Origin of the sequence: Pseudoalteromonas sp. Scap25, from assembly GCF_013394125.1 — a bacterium.
Taxonomy (GTDB): domain Bacteria; phylum Pseudomonadota; class Gammaproteobacteria; order Enterobacterales; family Alteromonadaceae; genus Pseudoalteromonas.
The window spans coordinates 430,169-442,357 of sequence record NZ_CP041328.1; the positions used below are offsets into that span (position 1 = coordinate 430,169).

The 12,189-nt window shown below is 39.0% G+C and carries 9 protein-coding genes; 2 read left to right on the top strand and 7 right to left on the bottom strand.

Annotated elements, in window-relative coordinates:
* Positions 1 to 100 precede the first annotated feature (100 nt).
* The 6 genes from FLM54_RS17355 to FLM54_RS17380 all read right to left on the bottom strand — a co-directional run bounded on the left by FLM54_RS17355 (position 101) and on the right by FLM54_RS17380 (position 6,900).
* Positions 101 to 712, bottom strand: a complete 612-nt coding sequence (locus FLM54_RS17355) for a DsbA family protein (protein ID WP_178957112.1) — start codon at positions 710 to 712, stop codon at positions 101 to 103.
* On the bottom strand, positions 699 to 1,805 hold the full coding sequence (locus FLM54_RS17360; RefSeq protein ID WP_178957113.1) for a GGDEF domain-containing protein: 1,107 nt from the start codon (positions 1,803 to 1,805) through the stop codon (positions 699 to 701). The genes FLM54_RS17355 and FLM54_RS17360 overlap by 14 nt, the downstream gene beginning before the upstream one ends.
* A complete protein-coding gene (locus tag FLM54_RS17365; RefSeq protein ID WP_178957114.1) occupies positions 1,802 to 3,691 on the bottom strand; it encodes a methyl-accepting chemotaxis protein in 1,890 nt (629 codons plus the stop codon). Before FLM54_RS17365 ends, FLM54_RS17360 begins: the two co-directional genes overlap by 4 nt.
* 273 nt (positions 3,692 to 3,964) lie before the next feature.
* Positions 3,965 to 4,474 (bottom strand): RNA methyltransferase, encoded by a 510-nt coding sequence (locus FLM54_RS17370; RefSeq protein ID WP_178957115.1) that lies wholly within the window; start codon positions 4,472 to 4,474, stop codon positions 3,965 to 3,967.
* Positions 4,474 to 4,986 (bottom strand): YcgN family cysteine cluster protein, encoded by a 513-nt coding sequence (locus tag FLM54_RS17375; RefSeq protein ID WP_138606494.1) that lies wholly within the window; start codon positions 4,984 to 4,986, stop codon positions 4,474 to 4,476. Before FLM54_RS17375 ends, FLM54_RS17370 begins: the two co-directional genes overlap by 1 nt.
* A gap of 96 nt (positions 4,987 to 5,082) precedes the next feature.
* The gene (locus tag FLM54_RS17380; RefSeq protein WP_178957116.1) at positions 5,083 to 6,900 is read right to left on the bottom strand and encodes a DUF885 domain-containing protein; all 1,818 of its coding nucleotides are present in this window, start codon (positions 6,898 to 6,900) and stop codon (positions 5,083 to 5,085) included.
* A gap of 153 nt (positions 6,901 to 7,053) precedes the next feature.
* Here FLM54_RS17380 and FLM54_RS17385 point away from each other — a divergent pair, with 153 nt between their 5' ends.
* Both FLM54_RS17385 and FLM54_RS17390 read left to right on the top strand, forming a co-directional pair.
* On the top strand, positions 7,054 to 8,325 hold the full coding sequence (locus tag FLM54_RS17385) for a metal-dependent hydrolase family protein (RefSeq protein ID WP_178957117.1): 1,272 nt from the start codon (positions 7,054 to 7,056) through the stop codon (positions 8,323 to 8,325).
* A gap of 290 nt (positions 8,326 to 8,615) precedes the next feature.
* On the top strand, positions 8,616 to 11,036 hold the full coding sequence (locus FLM54_RS17390) for a TonB-dependent receptor (RefSeq protein WP_178957118.1): 2,421 nt from the start codon (positions 8,616 to 8,618) through the stop codon (positions 11,034 to 11,036).
* Positions 11,037 to 11,106: 70 nt separating this feature from the next.
* Here FLM54_RS17390 and adhP read toward each other — a convergent pair whose 3' ends face one another.
* Complete coding sequence (gene adhP, locus FLM54_RS17395) at positions 11,107 to 12,117, bottom strand: alcohol dehydrogenase AdhP (RefSeq protein WP_054201589.1); 1,011 nt, start codon at positions 12,115 to 12,117, stop codon at positions 11,107 to 11,109.
* Positions 12,118 to 12,189: the final 72 nt, after the last annotated feature.

The window sequence follows — 12,189 nt, forward strand, 5'->3', positions numbered from 1 at the left end:
GACAAGCGTGTTGCGTAAAAAAGTCGCTTTTATGACAATGGTAATAAATTAGCCTTATTGGCTGAATTTAAAGTGCAGGGTAATGTTTGAAGCGTAAATTTTATAAGTAAGACTGTATTTCACTAAGGGTATGCTGCCAATCTATGTAGTTAATAGCAATAGGGTAAGCACGGTTGTTATGTATTAATACTAACGAAGGGAAACCTTGAATAGGTAAACTGCGAACAAAGTTAAGCTCATCATAAAAGCGACGCTGAAGTTCCTTAGAGTGTAACTGCTGAGTAAATAAACAGGGATCTAAACCAATTTTTTCGCATAGTTTAATAAGCACGTCTTCATCCGATGGATTCTGCGCCTTTAAATAATACGCTTGTTGAATAGCGTCAATCATCTGTGGCTCTTTGTTAAAGCTACGAGCAATTAATGCCGCCCTACAAGAAGGATAAGTAGAGCGGCGTGGTTGGCATTCTCGCCAAAAATTAAAATTAAACTCAGTGCCTAATTGGTTGTTAATGTTTTGCCATATGCCTTGTAGTTGCAACTGCATATCAGCACTCATTAGCTGGTCGCTATCTGCCGCCAACCCCCCGACTCTATATTCTATAGGTAGAATATTTACTAAAGCAGTTTCTAGCTTTTGCCAAGTAGGTTTATAACCCCAGCACCAGCTACACATAGGATCATGCACATAGATAAGCTTACTGACTGACATGCTCGCCCTGCGCAAATATGACTTTATTACGCCCTTGTGATTTTGCCTGATATAAATATTCATCGGCTTGTTTTAATGCACTGTTGAAGTCGTCAACATGATTAGCTTGTGCAATGCCAATACTGCAGGTTAACGATACTCGTTGTTGTTTATCAGTTAACATTACATGATGTTGCACGCATTCTCTAAAGCGATTAGCTAAAATACTGGCTTCAATGGTCGTTAGCTGCGGTAAAATTACTACAAACTCTTCACCACCATAACGGGCTTTAAGGGCGGTTGCAGGAAACTGCGACTCTAATAATTTAGTGAACTCTATTAATACGGTATCACCAAAATCATGACCATAGGTGTCGTTTAATTGTTTAAAGTTATCTAAATCTAGGAGCAATATAGACAGCGGTAAATAATGTGCAGGTCGTGAAGCAGCAAGCTTTAAAAAATGAGAGGTAATAAAGCGACGGTTGGGTGCACCTGTGAGCTGATCTGTATAGGCGTATTGTTTTTGTTCTAAGGTAATATCAGCAATGGCAAGGTGGCTTCGGTGACGAAAATACTCACCGATAAAAGAAAACACCAGCACTAATGAAAATGCAGCAACAAAACGAGTTTTTTCTACCTCACCATAAATAACCTGCCCCATATCGGGGCCATACAACATAACAATACAGCACAATAACATGGCACTGCTTAACCATGCGCCAAACTTAACACCCAATATGGCGAAAACAGCAACAGGATAAAACATAAGCCAATATAAAGCAGTGTTATCTTTACCGCCTGTGTATACCAATGCTAAACACATCAAAAATACAATCATCAGAGTAATTAACGCAATAGCATTGAGCTTTTTGGTTTTTATAAAATAAACGATGCACCCTACAATCGTTAAGTTAACTGAGATTAATGCGGCAGTTAATATAGGTGCATAAACGCGATAATTTGCAATCACCAAATAAGTAATTAACACCAAGGCAATCGCTATCATGGTAAATAAAGAAAACGCTTGGCGTTGTCTATCAAAGCTATAAACACTGTCAATATTAACTAGACTAAGCCAGTTTGGTTTATTTATTTTTGTTTTATTGATCATACTTTGAATTTTTTAACCATCCGATCTAAGTCGCTAAATTGATGCTTAAGCTTGGTACATTCCTCTAAAGTAAGGTTAAGGTTAGATTGACCTTGAGTAGATAAGTCGCTAATAACATGAATATCTGAGTGTAATGATTTAACAACTTGGTTTTGTTCATCTGTGGCATTAGCCACACTATGATTAGCATCCGTTATTTGCCTTATCGCACTAATTATTTGCTTCATTACGTCGCCGACGGCATCCGCTTGCTGAACACTTTTTTCACTTTCTTCTAAACTGGTTTTCATCAGTTCAACGGCAGAGCTTGAGCCTTTTTGCAGTTCAATAACCGTATTTTCAATTTCTTGCGTTGATTGTTGAGTGCGTTGTGCTAATTGTCTTACTTCATCGGCAACAACGGCAAACCCTCTTCCCGCTTCACCCGCACGTGCGGCTTCTATCGCTGCATTTAAAGCGAGCAAGTTAGTTTGTTCACTCACTCCTTTAATTACTGCTAATACATTACCGATATTGGCGGTATGTGAATCTAAACTATTAATTGTTTCTTGCGCTTGCTCTATATTTTGCGAAAGTTGATGAATGCTTGATACGTTGTTAGTCAGTGTTTGCTGATTTTTAGCGCAATATTGATCAGCATCTTTAGCAAGCGTTGAGGCATTACTTGCACTGCTTGAAATTTCTGTGGCGGTAGCAGAAAACTGATTAATTGCCGATGCTACGCTGTTAGTACGTTCACTTTGATCGTCGTACATAGTCAAGGTTGAATCTGTTTGCGTAACCAGCTTAGCAACAGCTGTTTCTAACAATTGCGCTGAAAACTTAACTTGAACAATTGAATTTTGAATTTTTTCTATAAAAATATTAAATGAATTACTTAACTGACCAAACTCATCATCGTTTTCTACACTGAGGCGACGAGTTAAATCGCCTTCACCTTGAGCTATATCTCTAATAGCATCGTTTAAGCGATACATAGGACGCATTAAGTAACGCAATAAAAGCTGTAGCGCAAAAACAATGACTAAGGTGCCTACTATTAAGTAAATCAGTGCTTTTTGACCAAATGCCGACACACTTTCGAAAGCCGTGTCTTTATTGATCACTGCTCCTAAATACCAATCAACATTTTCTATGCCATGAATTTTAGTAAATGACACTAAAACAGTTTCATCAGCAACTTGGTGCTCTGTAAAAGTATCAGCCAGCTCAATGTCTTTTCCAAATAATTCAGTAAGCGCTTTTGAATTTAACTTACTATTTGGATGGCTTAGTATTTGCCCCTTATGATCTAATAAAAAGCCATAACCTAACCCTAAAAAATCAATATCGTCGATAATTTTAGCTATGGTTTGCATATCAATATCAGCACCTGCAACTCCTTTAAATTGGCCATTAATATTTATGGGCGCAACAGCTGAAATGGTCAGTTCATTGGTGGTTACATCAATATAAGGGGTGGTGAATGCAGTGTTAGTTTTGTTTTCAACCAACTTATACCAAGGGCGGCTAGTTGCATCAAAATCGTCGGGTAAAATGACGCTTTGATCATTTAAAATAAACGCGCCTGAGGATTCGCCGATGTAAGTATTTTTAAAATCACCTGCCATCTCTGCAGTATTTAATTGCGATAATGTAAGCGCTTTAGCGTCTGTAACTTGATAGGTGTTTGCCAGCGAGATAACAATGGCTAACTTGTTATTCAGCCAGCTTGCAATGTTCTGCGATACAGACTGGGAATTTTGTTTTAATACTAAAGATAGCTGCTCTTGAGTTTGATGACGCATTGAAAAATAGTTGTTAATAGTGAAAACACCTAACACTAAAACTAAGACCAATGACGCAGCGATGGTGATTTTGGAGGTGAATTTCAGCGAGCTAAACATAAGTACCTTAAGAATTAATCATTATTATCACTGTCTTTTTAACAAATTTTTAACTGAAAGTCTTAGCAAATATAAGCTGGGATTGATTAAATTTTAAAAAATAATGATAAAGTATTATTTTGATGTACAGAAAAATATCTATAAGATGATTTTTTAATAGCGACGGTCTAACTAGTCGCAAAGAAAGACTCTATGCAACTTGCCTTTTAGAAAAGTAAAAAGATTAAAATTTGAATTTAATAATGACGTTACACTGAGTAATTATTATTTAAATCACTTTTTCCATTTCATTTTATTATTGGTATCGCGTGATGAAATAATGGTTTCATCACTGCTTTGAATCCCGCCCAATTTAGAGAGTCGGTCATAAAGAACAACATTACAGGTTGCCGCTAAATTCATACAGCCGATAGTAGGAATATACACCACTTCGTCGCACCATTTTAAAACATCTTTGGGCACAGAGCCGTCTTCTGGACCAAATACATAAAATGCGTTCTCAGGGTGAGTAAATTCGGGCAAAGGAGTGGCGCCTTCAATTAACTCAATTACCACTACTTTTGCATCTTTTGGCTTGACTGATGCTAAATCGTCAGTGGCGGTTAATGGAATGCGTTGCACCACATTTTTCGTATCCGTATGAAATTTTTGTGCATTTAAATAACGGTTGCCGGTAAAAAAAACCTGCTTGGCGTCATAACAACCTGCTGCGCGTAATACACCACCCACATTGGTTGGGCTTTTAGGGTTTATTAAACCAATACTTGCTTGTAACTTACTCACTAGTTGCAATCCTTGGTTGGCCACTCGGCAATATACAAGTCAAAATCGTCTAATTTTACATCACAATCTTTTACTGTTTTATCTTTGACTGAAATGTTTAGCTCATGCATTTTAGTTTTATCGCCGTTATTAAGTAACGGGTGCCACGTTGCTAAACCGCGCCCTTCATGAAGACGGCGGTAGCTACAGCTTTGTGGCATGAAAAAGATGTCTTTTAGGTTTTCTTTAGTGAGTTTAACACACGAAGGGACTAATGTTTGGCGGTTTTCGTATTCACTACAGCCACAGGTATTGTTATCAAGGTATTGACAAACAATGTTGGTAAATATTAGTTGCTCGCCTTCTCTTAGCTGATCGGTAGCAGTAAAGTCATCTTCGTCTTCACTGTCAATAAAGGTGTTTAAACAACACTTTCCACATCCATCACAAATGGCTTCCCATTCTTGCTGGTTCATTTCATTCAGGCTTTTACTAAGCCAAAATTGGGTATTTGCTAATTGTTGATCAAACATGGTGTTCTCGCCCCTTTTAAGAGCGCGCATTCTAACGTATTGCAGCAAAGCGCGCAAAGCCAATCCCTAATATCTGCATGGCTTCGCGCGATTTTATTACTGCTGAGATTTAACCCAACGTTTAATTTTTTTCTCCAGAATAGGCATAGGTAGTGCACCATCAATCAATATTTGCGTATGAAACGCTTTAATGTCAAATTGCTCACCTAATTGCTGGTGGGCGTAATTTCTGAGCTCTTTAATTTTAAACTCACCCAATTTGTACGATAGTGCTTGGCCTGGCCATGCAATATAGCGCTCAACTTCAGCAATAACATCACTTTTTGCCATTGAAGAATTTGCTAGCATGTAATCAATGCCTTGTTGACGTGTCCAACCTTTGGCATGAAATCCTGTATCAAGCACTAATCGCATCGCTCTTAGCTGCTCATCGCTAAGACGCCCGTACCACATATACGGGTCGGTAAATAAGCCCAATTCTTTGCCTAAGCTTTCTGCATATAATGCCCAGCCTTCAGCAAACACGGTATAGCCGCCAAATTTACGAAAATCGGGCAAGCTTTGCACCTCTTGTTGCAGCGCTATTTGAAAGTGATGACCAGGAGCGGCTTCATGAATAGACAGTGTTTCGAGTAAAAACTTAGGCTGCGCTTTTAAGTTGTATGTATTGATGTAAAATATGCCTGGGCGCGAACCATCAGGAGCGGGTCCTGCATACGACGCTCCCGCAGCTGATTGGGCTCGATACGCTTCAACCGCTTTGACAACATAAGGTGCTTTAGGCTCAATATTAAATAACTTTGGTAAGCGAGCGTCTATTTTTAATTTTATCTTTTCATAGGCAGCAATTAACTCATCGGCCGTTTTGTAATAAAACTCATCGGAGTCACGTAAGTGGTTAAAAAAGGCTGATAATTCTCCTTCAAATTCGACGGTGTTTTTCACCGTTTTCATCTCACTTAAGATTCTTGCCACTTCACTTAAACCAATCTCATGAATTTCATCCGCTGATAAACTTAACGTAGTATTTTTCTTTATTTGGTATTCGTACCACGCTTTACCATTGGGTAAATCAGCATAACCAACAGAATCGCGGGCATAAGGAATATAATCGTTAAGTAAGAAATCGCTCATTCGCTGATATGCAGGCACTAATTTATCTAAGATCAGTGTTTTATACTGCGATTTTAGCTGTTGCTTTTCATCAGCTGAAAAAGAGTCGGGCATGGCTTTAATGGGCGAATAAAAGAGAGAATCTTCTGCGCTTGTAACAACATGCGCTTTAAATTGCGGGAGTAATTTTTTTGCTAATGGCATAGGCAGTACCACATCGTATTTAACGCCTTGCGCCATTGATTGTTCAACACTTGCAAGCCATTTAACGAAACCATCTGCACGCTTGATAAAATTTTCGTAGTCGGCAACAGTATTAAAAGGCTGAGCACTTTGTCCTGAACCAAATCCAGCGAAGGTATTATGCGCACCCGACATTTGATTTATCGGTAACAAATAATTTTTATATTGCATCCCCTCAAGCTTGAGGGCTAAATCTCGGGATAACACTTCAAAATTCAGTAGCGCTTGACCGGTCAGTTGTGATTCATCAATCAGGGATAAGCGTTGTTGATATTTTTTGTAGAAAGCGGCTTTCTTATCGCGATTAAGCTGCGATATTTCAGGCAAAAATTGATCATCAAATTCATGGCGGCCATTATAAGTAGCGCTTAATGGATTAAAAGCTAATGATTCATCGTAGTACTGAGCAACGAGCACATCTAATTGCTGCTCGGCTGATAATTCGCTTATTACAGGTGCAACTGACTGATTTGTGTTTAATTGTGAGCTGGTGCTCATACAACCACTTAAGGCAAACATAACGCTACTGGCAACCAGAGCTATTTTAATAACTTTCATAAATTCCCTTGTTAGTTTTTACCCGCCAATTATGCGGTTTTAAATAACTTAAATAAAGCAATTACGGTCAATGCTATTCGTCGCTACATTATTTACTCAATAGCGCATGGTTGCTACATTCAAGTGAATGAAAATAATTATAATGACTTAAACATGAAAAAACATTTATTGACTCTATCAATCGCATTAATGAGCTTAACCAGTGCAAGTACACTAGCCACAACCTATATATCGGCCAAAGCTTTGCTAGATGTTGAAACAGGCGAACTTAAGGCTAATCCTTTGATTGCCATAGATAAAGGTGTTATTAGCCAAATCCAATTTAATAAAAAGCCCAAGCTTAGCAGTAATGATGAACTGATAAACCTACCAACGCTTACCCTGTTACCTGGGTTAATGGACATGCACGTACATTTAACCAGCGATCCTACCGTCTCTCGAAGTGAACGTTTAGGGCAATCTGTTCCGCGAATGGCCATTAAAGCCAGCTATTTTGCTAAGCAAACCTTAGAAGCTGGATTTACTACAGTAAGGAACTTAGGTGCTGAGGGCTACAGTGTTATTGCGGTGCGAGATGGTGTGAATGCAGGTGATATTATCGGCCCACGTATCTGGGCTGCAGGGCCTTCTTTGAGCATTACTGGTGGGCACTGCGATAATAATCGCTTACCTCCAGAGATGAAATATACTGCCACCGGCGTTGCTGATGGCCCATGGGCAGTACGTATTAAAGTGCGTGAAAATATAAAATATGGCGCTAATGCAATCAAACTATGCGCCACAGGTGGGGTATTTTCTAAAGGAACAAAAGTCGGCATACAGCAATACGCCTTTGAAGAAATGAAAGCCATTGTTGATGAAGCGCACATGCGTGAATTACCTGTTGCCGCTCACGCACACGGCACTAACGGTATTAAAACGGCGATTAGAGCCGGTGTAGATAGTGTTGAGCACGCTAGCTTTCTAGATGATGAAGCGATTGCGCTTGCAAAAGAGCATGGTACTTGGTTATCGATGGATATTTATAATACAGAGTATACGCTGAGCTTTGGTGAGCAAAATGGTGTTGATGAAGAAAACCTAAATAAGGAACGTCTGGTATCAAAAAAACAACGTGATAGTTTTAAACGCGCTGTTAAAGCTGGGGTAAACATGGTATTTGGTACCGACGCAGCAATATACCCACATGGTGATAATGCTAAACAGTTTTCCCGTATGGTTGAATTTGGCATGAGTGAATTACAAGCAATTCAAGCGGCGACCATTAATAGTGCTAGATTATTAAAAGCTGATAAACAACTAGGGCAAATTAAAACTGGTTTTGCAGCTGATATCATAGCGGTAGATACTAATCCATTAAAAAACATTTCTACACTAGAGCAGATCCCGTTTGTTATGAAGGCGGGTGTGGTTTACAAACAGTAAGCCCAAACGTTTCTATAAGGTTGAGCACCGCTCAACCTTAAAATTTTTTGCAAATGTAGCTAAGCTGCTCGTTTAGCCATCAAAATTTTATTAAAAAATCTTTCTGCTAAACCAACTAACTACTGCAATCCCCCTTTGAAATTTTCAAATATGATTACTTTTAAATCACATTGAATAACAATCAAGCAAACGTACCTATTGAAGTAAAAAAAATTGAACTTTTTATTTAAATTTAAAATGATAACCATTATCATTCGCGCAAATTAACAAATGCGAATGGTTATCAGTTTATGAAAAGGTTTCAATACTCTCTCCTCACTCTAGCGTGTTTAAACGCAAATTTAGCAATGGCTAACGAGTCACAAGTTAATTCAGATATTGAACGAATTAGCGTTTACGAGCAACAAAACCGAGTAGTGATGAATTCTGGTTTAGCGACTAAATCAGACATGTCACTAATGGAAACCCCAGCACCCGTGGTTATTGTTGATAAAGCACTGATTGAATCACAAGGTATTGATAGTCTTCAGGACGTGATCCGCAATGTGAGTGGCCTAACTCAAGCGGGTAATAACTATGGCATTGGTGACAATTTAGTTATTCGTGGTTTGGGTGCTAATTACACTTATGATGGCATGTATGGCGGCGCAGGCTTGGGCAATACATTTAACCCTACTCGGTCTTTAACCAATGTTGAATCTATTGAAGTGTTAAAGGGTCCCGCTACTGGCTTGTATGGTATGGGTAGTGCCGGTGGTGTGATCAACCTCATTGAGAAAAAACCACAGTTTAACGAGCAACATACGCTAGAAATGGATATCGGTCAGTGGGATAGTTATTCGCTTGCACTCGATAGCACCAATGCAATAACCGACGATTTAGCTTATCGGGTAATGGCAAAAACCGCCTCTAGCGATGGCTTTCGTGATTTAAAAGAGCAGCGCGATGAAATTTACTCGTCTTTAAAATATGTGCTTAATGACCAACAATCTTTTGTATTGTCTGGGGCATATATTAAAGACGCTATTGCAGTGGATTCTATTGGCCACCCTATTCGTATTTTTAACAGTGAATCGGTTAACGGTTTAACTGCTGGAGAAGTATCAGGCGCCGATTTAGTTAATGACCCTACAGCAAGTGGGTTACAATTGAGTGAAGCACAACGAAATGAATTAGCTAACTCTTTGGCAAGCAATGATGGTTTAACACCCTTTAACTTTGGCACTAATGGCATAATATCACCGATGGCAAAGGATAACGAAGGTGAAGAGCTGCGTTTTAAATTAGCGCATAATTATTACATTAGTGATGATTTATTTTTAAATCAACAGCTACAGTATCGCAATTACACCTCAAGTTTTGCTCGTCAAACAGGTGCTTATAATTATGTTTATTGGAACCGACGCGGTGTAATTAACCAAGATCCACGCGCACCGTTAGTTGTAGATAATGTATTACATCCTTTTGCTGCAAGACGCCAAGAATATCGCCAAGTAGAAGCGGATGAAAAATCTTGGCAATACTTCTTAGATTTACGTTATGACTTTATGCTTGGTAATATAGAAAACGAACTACTAGTTAATGCCAACTATGAAGACCGTGATATTCGTTTTAAACAGTACTCTATTTATGATGCTGATAAGGTCATTAAAAACAATGACGGTGAAGTGATTTACCAAGGCGCACTGCCATATATTTTTGATATACGTCAACCAAATTGGCCTACAGGTGAATTTGCTGACTATGATCCGCTTAAAACCAGTGATTACAATAAAAAAGTACAAGCATGGGGCGTAGGCCTGCAGCATGTTGCTTATATTAACGACAAGATCACTACTCGTATTGGTGTTGCTCATAATCGCATAAAACAAAGTTATGAGCATTTTGGGGTAGACCCACGTTATAGCCAAAGCCGCGCAAATCCAACGCCTGAAGCAAACACATCAGACAGTGGTTTAACGTATAACTTAGGTGCTACTTATCAAGTAAACGCTGATATGGCTTTGTTTTTAAATCACTCGAAAGGACGCACAGCTTACAGTGTTCTTGGCTCTGTTGCTGGTAATGAAGCCGATAGAGACGATTCAGAATCAGTGAGTAACGATTTAGGCTTTCGTTTTAAAGCATTTGATGATCAATTACTAGCTTCGATTGTAGTATTTGAAAGTGCGCGCACTAATTTAGAATACGCCAATCCACTTTATGAAGCCGGCGTGTCAGCACCTAACGTAGTAGAGAGCTTTTTTGATGGCGAAGAACAGACAAAAGGTGTAGAGATTGATTTAAATGCCTATTTGAACGATCAATGGAAAGTTAATATTAACGGTGTTTATCAAGACGCCCGCGATAAAACTAATCCAAACAGCTCAAGCTTTGATACCCGCCAAAAAGGGGTGCCTTATGTAACAGCTAGTTCATGGGTTACTTACTCAGCAGCGCTGTTTGAATTACCACACGCAGTTGATCTAAGCGCAGGCTTAACATTCGTTGATAAACGCAGTACTAACTCAAGTTCATTCGGTATTGATAATGGTTACGTACCCGCTTATACCGTATATGATGCTGCAGTTAGCTATAAAGCTGATAACTGGCAGATGCAGTTAAACATTAATAACCTGTTTAATAAAAACTATTATTCTAAAGCCATGTTTTTAGGCGGAATGCCAGGTGAAGAACGTAATGCAAAGCTAAGCTTTAGTTACACACTTTAATAGTTTAATAATTTTAAAAGCACGGAGTTTCAATTGAAATACCGTGCTTTTTTCATGTAAAAACTTAATATTAAATCGTAACAACTATGCGGCCGTTTATTTCGCCTTTAAGCATGTCATCAAAAATTTCATTAATATCTTCAAGTTTTTTCTCTTCAATGATAGCTTTTACTTTGCCTTGCGCAGCAAATTCAAGACATTCTTGCAGGTCTTTGCGCGTACCTACAATAGAGCCAACCACTGAAACACCATTTAATACGGTGTCAAAAATTGGCAATGGCATATCTTCAGGCGGTAAACCAACCAATACACATTTTCCCCCTCGGCGAACACTTTTATATGCTTGTTCAAACCCAGGTTTTGATACTGCCGTACAAACAACAGCATGCGCGCCACCTACTTGCTCAAAAATGGCCTCACTGGGCACCACCTCTTTAAAATCAAGCGTAATATCAGCACCCAACTCTTTAGCTAGCGCCATTTTCTCTTTACCAGTATCTACCGCAATAACATTAAAGCCCATTGCTTTTGCATATTGCACTGCTAAGTGCCCTAAACCACCCACACCGACAATAGCAACCCATTGACCTGGTTTAGCGCCAGATACTTTTAAAGCTTTATACGTTGTTACGCCCGCACAAAATAAGGGGGCAGCTTCAGCAAAACCTAAACCTTCCGGTATTTTGATGATGTAGTCACCATGAGCTAAACAGTATTCTGCATACCCACCGTCAATAGAGTAACCCGTATTATGTTGCGATAAACACAAGGTTTCGCGCCCATCTAAACAAAACTCACAATGGCCACATGCGCTGTATAACCATGGTACGCCTACTCTATCGCCCACTTCTAAGTGCTTAATATTACTTCCTAGTTTTTCTATTACACCAACACCTTCGTGCCCAGGTACTAATGGCATTTTTGGTTTTACCGGCCAATCGCCATGACATGCGTGTAAATCAGTGTGGCACACACCACAAGCGGCTATTTTTACTAGGACATCGTTAGGACCTACTTCTGGGATAGGCAAATCGGTGATCGCTAACTTGCCTTTATATTCTGTATTTATTGCTGCTTTCATAGTCATTCCATCGTTTATAAAAAATTTTGTTATTCAACAAGGTCGTTAAATAACAATGTCATGTTGCATATC

Bases quoted from the DNA above. Each gene is read 5' to 3' on its own strand.
- adhP (WP_054201589.1), bottom strand. From the start codon at position 12,117: ATGAAAGCAGCAATAAATACAGAATATAAAGGCAAGTTAGCGATCACC.
- FLM54_RS17355 (WP_178957112.1), bottom strand. From the start codon at position 712: ATGTCAGTCAGTAAGCTTATCTATGTGCATGATCCTATGTGTAGCTGG.
- FLM54_RS17360 (WP_178957113.1), bottom strand. From the start codon at position 1,805: ATGATCAATAAAACAAAAATAAATAAACCAAACTGGCTTAGTCTAGTT.
- FLM54_RS17385 (WP_178957117.1), top strand. From the start codon at position 7,054: ATGAAAAAACATTTATTGACTCTATCAATCGCATTAATGAGCTTAACC.
- FLM54_RS17390 (WP_178957118.1), top strand. From the start codon at position 8,616: ATGAAAAGGTTTCAATACTCTCTCCTCACTCTAGCGTGTTTAAACGCA.
- FLM54_RS17380 (WP_178957116.1), bottom strand. From the start codon at position 6,900: ATGAAAGTTATTAAAATAGCTCTGGTTGCCAGTAGCGTTATGTTTGCC.
- FLM54_RS17375 (WP_138606494.1), bottom strand. From the start codon at position 4,986: ATGTTTGATCAACAATTAGCAAATACCCAATTTTGGCTTAGTAAAAGC.
- FLM54_RS17365 (WP_178957114.1), bottom strand. From the start codon at position 3,691: ATGTTTAGCTCGCTGAAATTCACCTCCAAAATCACCATCGCTGCGTCA.